The following is a 17,340-nucleotide window of genomic DNA, read 5'->3' on the forward strand; positions in this document are numbered from 1 at the left end:
GACACAATGCCTCACATCAATTTCGAACCCGGTCTGCCGGGTATTCGCGGGCCAATGGCGTTTAGCCCCGAAACGGCCCGCCCCCTCAACGATCTCGTCAATGTATTACTTCGCACCAACGCAAGCCACCCCGACTCGACGCTCAGTGAGGGCGAACGAGAACTGATCGGTACGTATGTGTCGTCCCAAAACGATTGTTTCTTCTGTCAGACCATTCACGGAGCCGTCGCCAGTCATCACCTGGGCGATGACGATTGGTCGCTGGTAAAATCGGTGAAACAGGACTTTACCCAAGCTGCTTTATCTGATAAACTGAAAGCCTTATTGGTTATCGCTGGTAGTGTCCAGCAGGGCGGTAAACACGTAACTGCCGAACAGATTGAAAACGCCCGCGCCTGTGGAGCCACGGATCGCGACATCCATGATACAGTGTTAATTGCCGCAGCGTTCTGTATGTTCAATCGCTATGTCGATGGGTTGAATACGTGGGCACCCGATAACCCAGACTTATATCGCTACCGGGCGCAGAAGGTAGCCGAATACGGATACACGCACGAAGACCACTACATACCCCCTCCTGATTGGCAAACACTTGTTCAGTAGTTCTTTAGTCAATGGGAAACAGTTGGTACCTCATCAAGAGTCAATTGTTTCCCATTATTTAAGTGATTACATCAACGAAACGCGTTGATCTTATTGACCTAATTCTTTCTTAGGTAAGCGAACTGCCCATTAGGATAAAAGTTGCGCGTTGCTTTATCCCCTAAACTTGCCCTAAACATTAATGTATCTAGCTTTACCTCAAACTATTATCGCAAATTGAGTATACATACCGGACACCCATCGAAGTTCAGCCGAGTCGGTATTCTGGTCCTCCGCTTAGTATACCGCTTGTGGGTTCGCTCCAGCGTACCGGCCTTGACGAACCTGTTACAGATAAACCCGCTAACTAATAAACCATAAACGCTGGCCCTATGCCTCTTCAGATCGTCGAACGCGACATCACCCCCCGAGAACTCGAACGCATGAATGCCGGCTTCATCGAGCACGGGCTTGAGCATGGCGTCGAGCCCTTTACCCAAACGCGATACGGCTATGCGCTCGTTGATGAGGAACGCTTCGTAGGCTGCATCAGTGGCCTGACCAACAGCGACACCTGGTTTTACATCACTGATTTGTGGCTGGAAAAACCCTATCGAGGCCGAGGCACTGGAGGGACGCTAATGAACCTGCTTGAGCACAAGCTTCGGCAGCTAGGCATCCAATACGTTTATACCTGGACAGCGGGTTACGAAGCACCACCGTTTTATCTGAAGCAAGGCTACGAAATTTTTTGTGAGCAGGAGAACTTCTACCCAACTGGTCATAGCCGCGTGGGCTTTAGAAAAAGCTTGTAAGCCTCGGCTGGTAAACGGAGGACTGTGTAGGCCTCAATTTGACAACCGAGGCTTCACCTTATATTGTAAGGCTTTTATGTCATTGCATCTAGAACTGCCGGTTTCACCAGATGACCATCAAAACCCGCTTATCTGGTTCGCTGTCGATCTTCTTAGCCATAACCCGTTACGGCAATCACGACCACATGTTGGCGCCATGCCTGCTCACAAATCATGCGGCAAGTAGCATTCCAGTTTGGCAATTCCACTAACCAGCAAAATAGCCGAAGGACGTAATGCTTCGGCTCCTTCGATACGCGATTAATCACTATTTCGGGTATGTGCCTTGTAACCTTTCAGTAAAAACAACACAGCAATTTATTAGTAAAGTACCCTTTAGGTGCCAATAATCTGGTATGCCCATCTGATTCGATTCGTTGCCTACATCCTGGAGTTAATTTCAACTATTTGAGTTATGACACTAAAAGGGCTGAGTAAGTTAACAGAGTGCAATGAGTATAAATAGGGCGTTCCTGTTAAGCAACTGTACTATACGCTTTTATTTCATAAACGGTATTTATAAAGCATCAACCGTATGCTACCTTTCTGGAATCTTACCGATTAAAATACCTCCTTCCACTAAGTAAAATACTCTACTTTCTTTCCATTTCATGAATAGAATCTTTACCGGTATCATCAGTTGGCTACTCTTATTTATTTTTAATACCCAGCTGCTTGCTCAAGCACCTCCACTTCCCCAATGCGGCACGGAAGACCTAACCCCGCAACAGATACGGCAACTGATCCAACAGGGTAATATGGCGCTAGAACGCAAACGGGCTTCGGGAGCAGCTTTCACCGCCATTACCTATGTGCCTATTCGGCCTCATATCATTCGACAAAGTAACGGATCGGGGGGCTTTTCTCTAGCCAGTTTGAATCAGGTAATAGCCATTACGAATAGTTATTATCTCTCAAACGGTTACGGCATTCAGTTCTATTTCGCAGGATCAACGCCCGATTACATTGATAATGATGAGATGTACGCTGGCTACGATAATCAATCGGTGGATGGTCGGGATGCAACAAATGCGTTGAACCAATACTACGTCAGCCGATTTACAAGCTCAGGCTTGGGAGGATTCGCTTACTATCCCGCTAATGGAATTTATTCCACCCGTTCATTTATCCTAGCTGGAAACTATAGTTCACTGGAAGATCTAGGTAATCGACTGATTCCTCACGAACTAGGTCATAACTTTAATCTTGTTCATACCTTCGGTCAGAATTTTGGAAACGGAACACTAGGGAGTGGTGTGACAACAGAGTTGGTTACGCGGGGAGCCGGAGCTAACTGTGCGATCGATGGGGACTTTATCTGTGATACCCCCGCTGATCCCTACAACAAGGCAGGAGCATCGACAATTTACGTAAACGGTTGTCCCCAATATGACCCGAGCAGTACCGCTCGCGATGCCAACGGGCAGGCTTATTCGCCCTCCATTACCAATATTATGTCGTACTACTTTCCCTGTACGCACGATTTTACACCCGGCCAGTATGACCGCATGCAGGAAGCTTTAGCCCTGCGCCAGACTCATACCGCTTACTCACTTGATGCCCCACCCACCGATGCTCCCGCACCCAGTAACTTACGTGTTAGCCTCAACGGATCTGTGGTAACGCTGACCTGGCAGGATAATGCGACCAATGAAATGGGCTATTTCATCGAACGGTCTACCTCGGCCACTACTGGTTTTGTTCCCATTGGAGGGGTAGGCCCCAACACTACCGTCTTTGTTGATAGTAAAACAACTGTACCCAATCACTACTATTACCGCATTCGTCCCTCCAATACCACGACAGGAAGTATCAGCTCAACCATTGACATTTCGATTTCAACGTTAACAACTACCGTTAATGGAAATTATGCCTTGCTCAGCTGGCCATTCGCGGGAGCAGGCATTACTTATGAACTACAGTGGAGGGCAGTCAACACCCCCACCTGGAATACCGTGTCAAATCTGACAGAAAACAGATTAGGCCTATCTGGACTACCTGCTAACACAACTTATGAGTGGCAGGTCAAAACGACAGGTAGCAACCAGTATGAGGGACCCGTCAATTTTACCATTCCCTGTCAGGCACCTACCTACCCGTATACTTATCCGGCCCGTATATCAGCCTCGCTTACCTGGAGCACGGCAGTTCCCGGCCAATCGTATAGCCTGCGCTGGCGGGCAAAGAATGATCCGAACTGGACCGTTGTAAATAATCTGAGTGCGAGCACGGGATACTATTCACTGACAGGCTTACAACCGTCGACCGCCTATGAATGGCAGGTACAAGGTGTCTGTTTACCAACAGTAAGTTCTGATTTTACCCCCTTACAGTCCTTTACAACTTTTTCTTGTCAGCCTCCTTCCTCTTTGAATACAACCAGTATCTTATCCTCATCAGCTTATCTCTACTGGTCAAATAATTATTATGAAGAAGGGCGTACTAGCGAGCTTAGGTATCGAGCGGTGGGCAGTGCGGATTGGACGGTGGTTAGCAGCTTAACTGCGACAGCTTATTCGTTAACTGGTTTGGCCAACAATGCCCAATATGAATGGCAAGTGAGAAATATATGCCCGGGTGATCAGCAATCCGACTTTTCGGCGTCGAGTTATTTTACCACTGTATGCGCCATACCGCAAGGTCTTCGTAGCAGCTCAACGGCTACGAGTGCTCGCTTATCCTGGTATCTCAATGGGGAAACAGAGAAGGGAGGTAGCTTCGAATTACAGTATCGGGCAGTAGGCAATGGAGAATGGAGTACCATCAGGAACATAAGCAGCTACAACTATAGTCTGACGGGCCTTCCTACCAATGTGACTTACGAATGGCGAGTGCGTCAAGCGTGTTCTGTGAGCGCTCAGTCGGAATATTCCGCAACCGCTAGCTTTACCACTCGGTGTAATCCCGTTACAGCTGGTAATGCATATGTCTCTTATGTCACCTCCATATCAGCTCAGTTCTTCTGGTATGTTGAAAACGAAGCGGGAACAACCTATGAAATCCAATACCGTCCATTAGGCTCTTCCGAGTGGACAACGACTATTAGCAATCTGACTGCCACCACGTCAAGCGGTAATTTCAATGTCGTTGATTTACCCAATAATACCACCTTTGAATGGCAAATCAGGACGACCTGCTCAGCTTCGGTTAGTTCCGCGTTCACAAGAGGATCAAATTTCACAACTCAATGCCGAACGCCCACAAATCTCTGGAATTCGTCAACTGGTGTTTCAAAGGCTTCGCTGAGTTGGCTTATGATGGGGGTTGGCGTTACATACGATCTGAGATATCGGCGTGTAGGTACGGCTGACTGGATCGTGAAAGACAATCTATCATCGACTACTATTGAGCTTACTGGTCTATCAGGGAACACACCTTACGAGTGGCAACTTCGGACCCGTTGCCCAGATGGACAATACTCGGACTATTCGGTGATGGCTACTTTCACGACGCAGCAATGTTCTGTTCCTTATTCCATCACTTCGTACGATATCACAGAGAAGTCGGCAATACTCAGCTGGTATTACTCCAGTTTTGACAGTGGCACACGGGCCGAAATCCGCTGGCGGGCCGTAGGATCTAACAACTGGACAACGATTAGTAATCTAAGCCTTAATTCGAACGGTTTTAATACCTACAGCTTAACGGACCTGACTAGCTCAACCCAGTACGAATGGCAAGTGCGGATACTTTGCACACCAACGGAAAGTTCTGCTTTTTCAAGTTCAACAGTATTCCAAACCAAAGCGCCCTGCGATCAGATGTATACACTAAAAGGTGGCAACTGGAATGATGCGAGTGTATGGTCCTGCGGTCGAGTACCAGTTGCCACAGATACTGTACATTTAAAGCATGCAGTAGTTATCCCCCCAAGCTATCAGGCTACGGCTCGTAGTTTGGTTTTTGACGTTGCAGTTCCTGTCACCTGGTCGAGCGGGGCTCGTTTAGTATTGACTCAGTAAAGTTTTGAGCTAAAGCCGTAATGACTATATCCACCACCTATTCATTACGACTTTAGCCAAAATCATCCAAGAATAAATTAGCCAATACCATTACTATCTGCTTGGTATAGTTTTCACATAAGAGTCTAGCTATCTAATTGAGACAGAAACTTTATTATAGGCCTAAAAAATCAATTAACTAACCAATTACACTTTTACATCACCTACTAAATCAGTGTATTTATTGAGCGGTTGCTTACTTAGGATCAGCTTGATTTGTTTGTAGGGCTGGCACCGAACGATGGAAGGATTGATCCGGCCAAAATGTTGAATCTTTACAGGAGCGCTGATTTAGCACAGTATATTTTCGGAGTAGGTTGTCAGCTATTATATTTTACAGATCGGCGTTCATTTCATTTGGTAGTATTTTAGGAGAGTAAACAACTTCAGCAGGTAATATCTTAATAGTGCTTTTGCACACTAGCTAGCAGGTCGTGAGGATAGCCCAGTTTGATGGCACTCAACTCATCCAAAAGCTGTAACTGGTCTGCTGATAAACCAAGAGCGGCTGCCCTCAAACTGCTTTCCAACTGGGCCAGGGTGCGCGCTCCAATGATCGCAAAGACGCCTTTGCTCAAAACCCAGGCCAGCGCGAGCTGCCCCGCCGTAGCGTCAAGCTCTTGGGCCATCCGCTCCAGTTGATCCAGGATCGCCTTTGCTTGCTCATCCTCTTGGTAAGTGCCCGCAGAAGACAGCGTTAACCGCCCAGATGCCCCTTGCCGGTATTTCCCCGTCAATAAGCCTCCAGCTAAGGAAGAATAGCCCATTTTACCTAAACCAAAGTGCTCCGCCATTGGCATCAGTTCACGTTCCGGCGTCCGTTGCAACAAGTTATATTCATATTGCACAGCGGTCAGCGGTATAGAAGCAGCAATGATCGCTGCTTTCCAGGCCGGAAAGTTGGCCAAACCCACGTACAACACTTTACCCGTCCGCACCAGATCGTCCAGACCTCGAATCGTTTCCTCTAATGGGGTTACCCCATCATCAAAATGGGGCATGTATAGGTCGATATAGTCCGTTTTCAGTCGTCTTAAGCTGCCTTCTACGGCTTGACGCATCGCTTTTCGGTGATTACCCGCATTAGCCAACGAGGGTTCCGCCTGATTGCTTCGGGTATACTTCGTACAAATGATAAAATCGTGTCGGTTGTGTTCGGTAAAGCGGCCAACTGTTTCTTCCGCTTGGCCGAATTGATATTGATCGGAGACATCGATAAAGTTACCTCCCTTATCGGCATAAGCCGACAGGATCTGAAGAGCTTCCTGAGCTGGCGTGCCATAGCCACGGCGGTCACCTAACTGCGAGCCACCCAGAATCAGCTCACTCGCCGGCAATCCAGTTTGGGTTCCAAATAGTTTGTAATTCATTCTACAAAAGACTGCCTTAATTAAAATTGAGTCAAGTAGGGCTAAATTCAGCCGTATGCAATCGTGTCTGTATGGATTTATCTTTGCGGGATGTACGAGCGAAAATTACCCCTCGAGCTGGACTGCGGCCTGCACCTATTTATGGAAGTGCTGAATGGAAAGTGGAAGCTTAGCCTGATCTGGAGCATTCATTCGGGCATCCGGCGGCCTGGTGCCTTGCATCGTAAACTCTCCCGAGCGTCTCGCCGACTCTTAGATTCTCAATTGAGCCAATTGGTCGAGCAGGGTATCTTGTCCAAAACTAGTTTTGTTCAAAAGCCCTTAAAAGTGGAATATCAACTGACGGACTTGGGCCAAAGTTTGATACCAGTAATTGAACTGACCGCGCAATGGGGTGAGGCTCATCGAGATGTATTGGAACCGCTCCTGATCAACGAGCGGTCAACACCGTCCTGATTGGGCATTTCCTGAAATATCATGTAGGGAAATTCAGATGTTTCGCCCATGAGCGTTTTAGTAAAATTCCCTTATGCCCTTAACTATTAAAACGCCCGGACTATGGCTAGTCCGGGCGTTGCTTTCATCAATCTGTTAATCGCTTAAGGCTTCAACAACTTGACCTGCTGACGCTGAGTAGCTGTACTTACATCCAGTAGGAGTATGCCTTGAGCAGTGCTCACGGGTACACTCACTCGTTCAACAGAACCAGCCTCTTTGATGCTAAATCCATGCAGTGTCTTACCCTGTAAGTCAACCAGCTTGAGCTGTACGGCTTGACCACTTACTCCGCTGATCTCGACCTCCGCCGATGGACCCACCACCGGGTTGCCCAGCACCTTTACCGCTAAACCACGACCCTCATCCTGCGAGGCCACGCGCGAGCTGCCTGTGGCCGTCGGCTCGATACCGTAGAAGATGGTGCCGTTCTGATAAGCCGTGATGCGGGGGTTGAGCGTGTAGCTGCTGTTGTTGATATACGAGTAGTCATCAGGCTGGAAAAAGCTGCTGTAGTCCTGCTTGTTAACCTGGATCTCCAGCGGGCCTGAATCGCCCATTGGCGCTAGACTGCCTGCTCCCCCGTTGAAGCTGTATTCGATGTAGCCCGTAGCTCCTTGACGAGCCGGACTAATAGGCACATACCGCAAGTTTAAATTACCCTGACCAATCGCTACAAAGTTTTTCTGAAAGATCAGGCCCACGTTATCTTCGGTGGTTAGCCAGTAGCGCAGGGTGATGTTGCTGTAGGCGAACGGGTCACGACCTACATTTTGCAGGATCAGGTAGGGCTTGATGGTGTTGTTGCCCAGCTGGCCGTTGTCAGGATCACGCGAAAGCACTTTGAGCGTAGGCGCTACTACCGTTACCGTTGCCGTAGTCGCTGGGCTGGTGCAGCCGTTGCGAGTGCAGGTGGCCGTGAAGGTCTGCGTCCCCAGGTTACTGGTCGAGACGGCCAGCGTGGTGGCGTTGCCCCCTCCCCAGTTGATAGTGCCACCCGTACAACCCGAGACGGTCAGAATCACATTACCTACGTTCTGGGAGATAGTCAGGTTGCTGACTTCTGCTGGGTAGGGATTGCCCGCCTGGGTGACCAGCACCGGAGCGGTTGGCACTTCTTTCACCGTCACGGTTTGACTGGCGGAGTTAGTGCAGCCATTGTTGTTAGTGTAGCGGTAAACCACCGTGTGAGTCCCCAGCGCTAAGTTGGCCGGAATAAACTCAGTGGCCGAGTTGCCGTCAATGGTAAAGCTGCCGCCTGCGGGTGAACCGGTAGTGGCTAGCGTAACAGCCGCTGCATCCTGGCAGTAGGCATCCGCCAAACCCGGTATGGATACTACAGGTAAGGGATTGACCGTTAGCGAGGTGTTCTGACTAGTTGCATCCACGCCGTTGCTGACCCGCAGGGTGAAGTTCTGAGCGCCTGAACCACTGGTGGTCACCGTTTGGCTGAAGGCGTTGACTGTGCTACCCGTTATTGTTTGGTTACCACCGGTGAGCGTATAGCTATAGGTACCCGCGTCCCGACCAACAGTGGCGCTAAAAGTTACAGGGCTACCTACACAAACAGCAGCGGGTGTACTCGAAAAGCCGCTGATGGTGACGGGTGGGCGGTAGGTAAGGCTAAAGGTACTAGCCGCCGTGTTTCCATTACCGGCCAGGTCTCGCGCGCTGTTGGCTCCAAGATTTACCGTGATCAGTCCGTTAGCCGAGGGAGTCACCTCGAAGCTGTAGGTGGTACCACTACCCGAGAAGTTGCTCCGGATACCATTCGCTACTTGAACGCTACTGCCTGACAAGCCCGTTACGCTTTCCGAGAAAGTTAACGTAAAGGAGATAGGCCGGTCAGGGGTATCACTTCCTGATGACCCCGACGAAGAGCTGATACTTACTGTAGGGGCTACTGTATCCACTGTAAAGTTATTGGTGTTCGAGCTAGCGCTAGCAGCACTGCTACCGATTAGCGTCGTGGTCCGCACGCTGTGGTTGCCCTGTCCTAGCGCTGTCGGTTGAGTAAAAGAAAAAGTGCCCCCACTGGCAGTCGTGGAACCAATTATGTTGTTGTCCACGTATACCGTTACTGTACTGCCTGCCTGAGCTGTCCCGGTGTAGGTGGGCGAAGTGGTAGCGATCAGGGCTTGATTACTCGGTGTATTTACCACCGGTGCATTAGGCGTAGTCGTGAAGGTCACCACGCTACCGTAGCTGGTGCCGACCGAGTTGATGGCATAGGCACGGACCGAATAAGCAGTGCCGGGTGTCAATCCGCTGACCGTTTGGGAAAAACTGCCCGTATTGTTGCCATTGGTCACTTTCGTATTACTGGTAGTAGGTGTACCACTACCCGCTACGTAGACGATACCTCGCTCGGTAACGCTGGCTCCGCCGTCAGCCGTCACGTTACCGCCTAGTGTTGCGCTGCTCGTCGTGATAGCACTGGGTGCTGCGCTGGTCACGGTAGGCGCGGCAGCTTGTTGAGCTTGAACGGTAGCCGTGGCATACCATAATCTACGGGTGTTCGTCTCACCACATTGTTGTTCGTTGCTTGTATTCAAATTATCAAACAGCACCACAATTCGACCATTAGGCGCTAGTATACCCGAGGGAAAACTTCCCGCGCTGCTACCCGTTGGGGCCTTGTAGGCGAGCGCCGTCGTCCAAGTACCAGTCGTTCCGCTGGGCTGATAAGCAATCTGTAGTCCGCTGGATTGATAGACAAACGCTTTATCGCCATTACTATTGATTCGAAATGACCCCCGGACGATGCTGCCCGATAAATTACCATTGATCCGCTGCGGTGTCGAAAAGTTACCCGCACTATTGTTTGTATAATTAATCTGTCCGGGGTAGCCGGAATAAACGATATGCACTTTGTTGGCAGCGTCAGTATCAATGCCTAAGCTACTACCCTGAATTTTATCCTGCTGACCTTCCGCCAACACAGTAGGGGTTGCCCAACTTCCGGTGCTATTGGTCGTATAGATCAATCCCCCATTACGGCCTTCTCCGTTCGTTTCCCGCTGAATAGCAAAGTGTGCTTTAGTGTTGCCATCAACAGCCATGTCGAAAGTAATTATTTCGTTACTGGCGGGTTCACCACCGGACTGCGAAAAGGCATCCTCGCCCGTCCAGCTAGTACCGGACTGACGATAGTACCGAACGCTATAGGTACGGGGTGAGTTAGCGTCACTAAACAGAAAGGCAATATGCGGCTGATTGTTATTATCCAACTCTAAGACGGGATTGTCCGTGTTTTTCCATCCGTTAGGATCTGAATACGTTTGAACCTCACTAAACGACCAAGTGGTACCGTCACTACTAAAGCCGTACCAGACTCCTCGGGTACTGGTAACGCCCGACCCCCGAGAGCCCTGGAAAGTAACGTGATAGCGGCCCAGCGCATCAATGGCTAAATCAACGTCATCACTGGCCCCGTCAAAACTGGGTACCTTGATCGAGGCACTTCCCCCCGTTGGCGAAAATGAACTCACCGTTGCCCAGCCGCTGCCATCAAATCGGATGAGTCTGTAGATTGCCTCATCGCCAGCCCCCTTGCGCCAGAAGCCATAAACTTTTCCATCTTTAGGGTTAGCGGCTAGAGCGCTGAAAGGCCAGTTGCACCCGTTGCCTTCTTCAATTTGAGCCGCGGTGAACGAGGAGATTTGTGCGTTTGCCACCTGGGCAAAGCTGACGCAGGCTAATAAGAGTAGCCACACTATTGAGCGATTGGCTAGCTTCTCGATTTGACTTGAAAAGAAAGTAGAAATGAGCATAGATAGTAAAGCGTTAAATTGAGATTATGGGTGTTATGAAAAGGAGAGCTAGTTAAAGGAGTCATTGAATACTTAACTATATGATAATAAATACAATACTATAAACTTCTACTTATGCATAGACTAACTTATTGTTGGTTTCTTTATCAGTAGACCAAACGTATGCATAGCTGCGGCAGGCATAACCCACCAATTATGTGTACTACGTGACTATAGGCTATTGTTATGTGTTCATAAACTCCTATGGTAGAGCGTATCCATTAAAAACTTTAACCATATGCTCACATTGATTATGATCGCAAAACTGGTCGTAATAAGCATGAGTGACTATCGCAGACTGCCCAAAAACTGTTCAATTTGTAACAAACGACTAAATTTGTTCCTTTTTAGAGCGATTTCACCTTATTAAGGTTCGTTATCAGCCTTCACTACAAAACAGATGAGTGACGTTGACGGCTTGCACGACATTTAGCCAAGCTCTAGAAATAAGTTACATTCTTTATACTAAGCAACGTTGACAGCTATCATAAGAAAAGATTGTGGCTGTTATACAACTCCGCCCAACTACTGCAAGTGACCTTTTCTGCCACTCGAGGTGTGAATGGTTAGAATAAATGCGGACGGAAAGCAGCCCTGTCGTTTTTTATACAGCGGATTATCAGAAAGCCGTGAAACTCAGTAACGTAATAATCGTATCAGGCAAAAATTTTTCCGTGTTAACTAAATTCATACAGCCGCTGCGTTTCAGAATGCGTTTTACCTGTAGATTTGTCCAGTTAGTAAATAGGATTACAAGGTTCATTACATAGACCATCCCTATCAATCATTCTGAATGAACTGGCCGATGACAGTTGGCCGGCCAAACCCTTTCCAGTTTACTTACGTTCAGGTAGGAGCGATCCATCAATACTAAGCGATTATGGCTGAATTAGTAAAACCCATTGGTATCTATTACGAACATCCTGACTGGTTTAAACCCCTCTTTGCCGAACTTCAACGGCGCAATATACCCTTTGAACGAATTGATGCTACCCAGCATCGCTACAACCCCGCCGAAGCCGATAGCCCTTATTCGCTGGTCGTCAACCGAATGAGTTCGTCGGCTTACCTGCGCGGTAACGGACAAGGCATTTTTCACACCGCTGGCTACCTCACCCACCTCGAACAGATTGGCGTGCGTGTCATCAATGGCACCGTCGCTACCAGCATCGAAACCAACAAGGCCCGACAACTGGCCCTGCTGGCTTCCCTAGGCTTATCTTTTCCTCAAACCCTGGTCGTTAATCACGTCTCGCAGGTGCTATCCGCAGCGCAAGAACTACGCTTCCCAATTGTCGTTAAAGTCAACATCGGCGGAGCGGGGGCTGGTATTGTTCGCTTCGATACCCACGAAGGTTTGCAGGCAGCCGTTGAGACCAACCAGATTGATTTGGGTATCGACCAGACGGCATTGGTGCAGGAGTATATTCAGCCACGCGGGGGCCATATCGTCTGCGTCGAGACGCTCAACGGACGCTTTCTGTACGCCATTAAGGTCTTCACCACCGGTGAAAGCTTTAACCTCTGCCCTGCTGAGATCTGCGCGATTCCAGAGTCGCCATCAGCTGATTTCTGTCTGACCGAAGCGCCTAAGAAAGGCATTCATCCGGGCCGCCGGGCGGTGGAGGCCTATACCCCACCTGCCCAGATTATCGCAGCTGTGGAACGCATCGCCAAAACTGCCCGCATCGACGTGGGGGGTGTCGAATACCTCATCGACGACCGAACCGGCGAAGTGCTCTTCTACGACATCAACGCGCTGTCCAACTTTGTGGCCGATGCGGTCAACGTCGTTGGCTTCGACCCCTACGCCCGCTTCGTAGACTACCTCGAAGGCCAACTCGAAAAAACGCTTCTCTCCGAAAACGTATGAAATTTGGTTATTGGATGCCCGTCTTCGGCGGCCGGTTACAAGAACTACCAGCAGTGACTGGCGGTTACGCAGTTGGAAAAGCAGGGCTCGCTTGAAGATTATTCGGTTTCGAACCGGGGACTGCGAAGCGGTGATCCAGGTGAAAGCCTGACGTTGTTTTTAATTAATTCTAGACTATGTACCTGTTTTGTATTGACCCATATTCCATCAGTAGACAGGTTTATTTTTCGTAACCGGCGTTGGCTATGTTCCTGTCGTTCATGAGCCAGTTAATGCCGGTTATTTATCATTGTATTCATGCGTATAAAATCTCTTGACCAACTGCGGCAGGAAGCTGGCGAAAGCGGCAAATCCTCGCTTAAACGGTCGCTTGGTGCATTTAATCTTGTAGCCCTAGGAATCGGTGTTATCATCGGAGCCGGGTTGTTTTCCTTAACGGGCATTGCGGCTGCTAACCATGCAGGTCCTGCGGTGACACTTTCTTTTGTTGTGGCGGCTATCGGCTGTGCTTTCAGTGCCTTATGTTATGCCGAATTTGCTGCTATGGTACCCGTTGCGGGCAGCGCTTATACCTACGCCTACGCCACCCTGGGCGAACTGTTTGCCTGGATCATTGGCTGGGATCTGATCCTCGAATACTCCGTAGGAGCCGCTACAGTCGCTATCAGCTGGTCCCAGTACCTGACCCGTTTTTTGGCAAAATACAATTTACAATTGCCTCCTCAATTGGTGCAATCACCGTTCGAATCTATAACGATGGCCGACGGCTCGGTAGTGAGTGGATTCATCAATCTACCTGCCGTATTGATTGTCGTACTGGTTTCGGTGATTATCATCCGGGGTACGCAGGGGTCAGCGGTGTTCAATGCCATTGTGGTAAGTCTGAAAGTGCTGGTTGTTCTCGTGTTTATCGCTCTGGGCTGGCAATACATCAACCCCGCCAACTATTCACCGTACATTCCACCCAATACCGGTGTGTTTGGTGAATTTGGCCTGAGTGGGATTTTCCGGGGAGCGGGCGTCGTTTTCTTTGTTTTCATCGGTTTTGATATTGTGGCAACGATGGCGCAGGAAACAAAAAATCCACAACGCAACATGCCGATCGGGATTCTCGGTTCGCTGATTGTTTGTACCGTTCTTTTCGTCCTGTTTGGTTACGTTATGACGGGTCTGGCTAATTACACCGAGTTTAAAAATAGCGCAGCCCCGGTAGCGATTGCCATCGAAAAGACGCCGTATCAGTGGCTCAGTCAAGCGATTATTCTGGCTATTCTGATCGGGTACACATCCGTTATTCTGGTGGATTTATTAGGACAGTCGCGGGTATTTTTCTCGATGAGCCGCGACGGATTGCTACCCCGCGCCTTCTCCGACATTCACGTTCGTTTTCAGACGCCCTGGCGCTCAAATATCCTCCTGTGCATCTTTATTAGTCTGTTTGCGGGCTTGGTACCCATCCGGGTTGTTGGCGAAATGACGAGCATTGGTACGCTGCTGGCATTTATTCTGGTCTGTCTGGGCGTGCTGATTCTACGCAAACGACAACCGGATGCACCCCGCGCTTTCCGAACCCCCTGGGTACCCGTCGTACCGATTCTAGGCATTTTAACCTGTGCGGTTATGATGCTATCACTACCGCTCGATACGTGGATTCGACTCGTAGTCTGGCTAGCTATTGGCCTGGTCATCTACTTCGCCTACGGCAAGAAACGAAGCAAATGGCAGACGCTCGCTAAATAGCTACAATGCTGTAAACTACGTAAACGAAACAGACGGATGGCATCTACGCCAACTACTTCACCGGTTCTGCTGCGGGGCATTGGCCGGTTTGATTTTATTGCGCTTATCATCAACATCACCATTGGTGCAGGTATTCTGGGCTTACCGGCCAAGCTGTATACACTGGTGGGCAGTTGGAGTTTGCTTGCCTACGGGGTCAGCGGCATTATCGTTACCCTGATCATCCTTTGTTTTGCCGAAGTAAGCAGCCGTTTTAGTGGTACGGGTGGTCCCTATTTGTACACGCGCCGGACTTTTGGGCCACTGATTGGCTTTGAGGTTGGCTGGCTATTCTGGTTATCGCGGGTGGCAGCCTTTGCGTCAATCTGTAATTTATTCATCAGTTACGCGGCTCTTTTTCGACCCCAGCTTGCCAGTGGCTGGGAGCGCGCGGGCGTAATTACGGCACTCGTTCTGGGCTTGTCGCTGCTCAATTACGTTGGTGTGAAGCGGTCGGCTCGGATAAACACGTTATTTACACTTGCTAAATTAGGAGCTATTGGTCTGTTTGCCGCAGTGGGGTTATTTTTCGTTAAAACGGAAGCATTCACTTGGCCCCCTTTCCCGGCTTATTCTCCTTTTTCTCAATCGGTACTTTTATTGATTTTCACATTTTCCGGTTTCGATGTGGCAACAATACCATCGGGCGAGGTTCAGCAGCCGCAACGGACCGTTCCTATCTCTTTGCTAATAGCCATCGGAATGGTTGCTTTGCTGTTTATGGCCGTTCAGGTGGTCTGTATCGGTACGCTGCCCAATCTTACCCAGTCAGAACGGCCTCTCGCTGATGCGGCTACCCAATTCATGGGTCCGGTGGGCGGTTGGGTCATCACCGCCGTAGCCCTGTTAACAGCCATGGGAACCTTGCACGCTCTGATGTTGACAGGTCCCCGGCTCCTGTTTGCGATGGCGGAACAAGGGCAACTACCTAGCTGGCTGGCCAGCACCCACTCCCGCTTTCGAACGCCGTACGTCGCCATTTTCGTGACGGCGGCTCTGCAACTTTTGCTGGCCATAACGGGCACCTTCCTGTATGCGCTGACCTTTAGCACCCTGATTCGACTGGCTTATTTTGCGTTGGTCAGTGCTGCACTACCCGTTTTGCGACTACGTACCGATGCACCGCCAGCCCAGTTTCAGGTAGCCGGCGGGTGGCTCATTTCCGGATTGGCGGTCGTGTTTTGCGGTTGGTTACTCAGCAATAGTTCAGCGGTAGAAGCGCGGGACGTAAGCATAGCGATCGGTGTGGGCCTCCTTATTTTTGCGTTGATGCAGCGCCGACCAAAACCACGCCAATAGTGCCACAATATGAATAAAAGCCGTTTATTTCATGCTTCATCATCCTATTCAATCAGTTCCGGTACGAACGACCCAACGGGCATGCGAAGTAGCCTGGTTTTCTGACCTTTGCGGAGAAGACACCGAATTTCTGAGTGTACGCGACCCGGCTCGTAGCACCTTCGCCCATTGTCGAACGATTGCCCTCAAGGCCGACCAGTTAGGTTTTAATAACTTACTGCTGCCGACCTCATACATGGTTGGCCAGGAAGTCATTCCATTTGCGGGTGGCGTTGCGCCTGATCTAACGCAAATCAGTCTGCTGACCGCTATCCGCTGTGGGGAACTACATCCACCTATGCTGGCCCGGACGCTGGCTTCGCTCGACCATATGCTGCAAGGGCGACTGACGATCAATATAATTAATTCCGATTTGCCCGGCTACCGCGAAGACGCCAATTTTCGTTACCAGCGTTGCGCCGAAACCATTCAGATCCTGAAACAAGCCTGGACGCAGGACCGGATTGAACACGACGGACCTGTCTACGGTAAAATCAGTCTGGACACAGCCCCTGTCCGACCCTATCAGCAAAACGGCGGTCCGTTACTTTATTTTGGGGGCACTTCCGATGGAGCACGCGACGTCTGTGCCCGCTATTGTGATGTGTTTCTGATGTGGCCCGAAAGCGAGGAAATGCTATACGCCAACATGCAGGACGTAGCTGAACGGGCCGACCGACTCGGACGAACCATCGACTTTGGACTGCGAATTCATGTTATCGTCCGGGAAACCGAGGCCGAAGCGCGCGCCTGGTCAACGCATATTATGTCGAAGTTCGATCCGGTACGGGGGGCCGCCTTAAAAAATGCGTCCCAAAGTTCGTGGTCACTGGGTGTAAAACGGCAAAATGAGCTGCGCCAAATGGCCGATTCAGACGGGTTTGTCGAGCCGTTGTTGTGGACCGATATTGGCAAAGCGCGGTCGGGTGCTGGCGGAGCATTGGTGGGCAGCGCCGATCAGATTGTTGAGAAAATAAATCGGTACATGGACATGGGTATGCGGAGTTTTATTTTCTCGGGTTATCCACTTATCGAAGAAGCTGATTATTTCGCAAGCTTAGTATTGCCCAAGCTACCGACGATCTCGCTGTCTGTTCAACAGGGGCGACGACCACAGACCTGAACGAAAAAATTGGGTTTGCCTGACACCGAAATAGATTACCGTTAAGTATAAAAAAGTGTTTGTTACTTGATACGAAAAAGACTGCGTTTCGGTTCTAACCCTGTCTGCCTGTT

Annotated in this window: 10 protein-coding genes; 8 read left to right on the forward strand and 2 right to left on the reverse strand. The window is 49.7% G+C overall.

Features of this window, described 5'->3' with window-relative positions:
• The first annotated feature begins 6 nt into the window (after positions 1-6).
• The 3 genes from LQ777_RS25265 (at position 7) to LQ777_RS25275 (ending at position 5,398) form a co-directional block, all read left to right on the forward strand.
• The gene (locus LQ777_RS25265; RefSeq protein ID WP_232563004.1) at positions 7-603 is read left to right on the forward strand and encodes a carboxymuconolactone decarboxylase family protein; all 597 of its coding nucleotides are present in this window, start codon (positions 7-9) and stop codon (positions 601-603) included.
• 371 nt (positions 604-974) lie between these two features.
• On the forward strand, positions 975-1,397 hold the full coding sequence (locus tag LQ777_RS25270; protein WP_232563005.1) for a GNAT family N-acetyltransferase: 423 nt from the start codon (positions 975-977) through the stop codon (positions 1,395-1,397).
• A gap of 650 nt (positions 1,398-2,047) precedes the next feature.
• A complete protein-coding gene (locus LQ777_RS25275; protein ID WP_232563006.1) occupies positions 2,048-5,398 on the forward strand; it encodes a M43 family zinc metalloprotease in 3,351 nt (1,116 codons plus the stop codon).
• 440 nt (positions 5,399-5,838) lie between these two features.
• Here LQ777_RS25275 and LQ777_RS25280 read toward each other — a convergent pair whose 3' ends face one another.
• Positions 5,839-6,807: an aldo/keto reductase gene (locus LQ777_RS25280; protein ID WP_232563007.1), complete on the reverse strand. Its 969-nt coding sequence runs from the start codon at positions 6,805-6,807 to the stop codon at positions 5,839-5,841.
• Between the two features lie 63 nt (positions 6,808-6,870).
• Between LQ777_RS25280 and LQ777_RS25285 the strand changes: the two genes are divergently transcribed.
• Positions 6,871-7,263 (forward strand): winged helix-turn-helix transcriptional regulator, encoded by a 393-nt coding sequence (locus LQ777_RS25285; protein ID WP_341871379.1) that lies wholly within the window; start codon positions 6,871-6,873, stop codon positions 7,261-7,263.
• Between the two features lie 143 nt (positions 7,264-7,406).
• Here LQ777_RS25285 and LQ777_RS25290 read toward each other — a convergent pair whose 3' ends face one another.
• Positions 7,407-11,075, reverse strand: a complete 3,669-nt coding sequence (locus LQ777_RS25290) for a beta strand repeat-containing protein (RefSeq protein ID WP_232563008.1) — start codon at positions 11,073-11,075, stop codon at positions 7,407-7,409.
• A gap of 919 nt (positions 11,076-11,994) precedes the next feature.
• Between LQ777_RS25290 and LQ777_RS25295 the strand changes: the two genes are divergently transcribed.
• The 4 genes from LQ777_RS25295 to LQ777_RS25310 all read left to right on the forward strand — a co-directional run bounded on the left by LQ777_RS25295 (position 11,995) and on the right by LQ777_RS25310 (position 17,227).
• On the forward strand, positions 11,995-12,987 hold the full coding sequence (locus LQ777_RS25295; protein ID WP_232563009.1) for an ATP-grasp domain-containing protein: 993 nt from the start codon (positions 11,995-11,997) through the stop codon (positions 12,985-12,987).
• A 297-nt stretch (positions 12,988-13,284) separates the two neighbouring features.
• The gene (locus LQ777_RS25300) at positions 13,285-14,727 is read left to right on the forward strand and encodes an amino acid permease (RefSeq protein ID WP_232563010.1); all 1,443 of its coding nucleotides are present in this window, start codon (positions 13,285-13,287) and stop codon (positions 14,725-14,727) included.
• Positions 14,728-14,763: 36 nt separating this feature from the next.
• On the forward strand, positions 14,764-16,065 hold the full coding sequence (locus LQ777_RS25305; protein ID WP_232563011.1) for an APC family permease: 1,302 nt from the start codon (positions 14,764-14,766) through the stop codon (positions 16,063-16,065).
• A 31-nt stretch (positions 16,066-16,096) separates the two neighbouring features.
• The gene (locus tag LQ777_RS25310; RefSeq protein ID WP_232563012.1) at positions 16,097-17,227 is read left to right on the forward strand and encodes an LLM class flavin-dependent oxidoreductase; all 1,131 of its coding nucleotides are present in this window, start codon (positions 16,097-16,099) and stop codon (positions 17,225-17,227) included.
• Positions 17,228-17,340 lie beyond the last annotated feature (113 nt).

The organism is Spirosoma oryzicola (genome assembly GCF_021233055.1).
GTDB lineage: Bacteria > Bacteroidota > Bacteroidia > Cytophagales > Spirosomataceae > Spirosoma > Spirosoma oryzicola.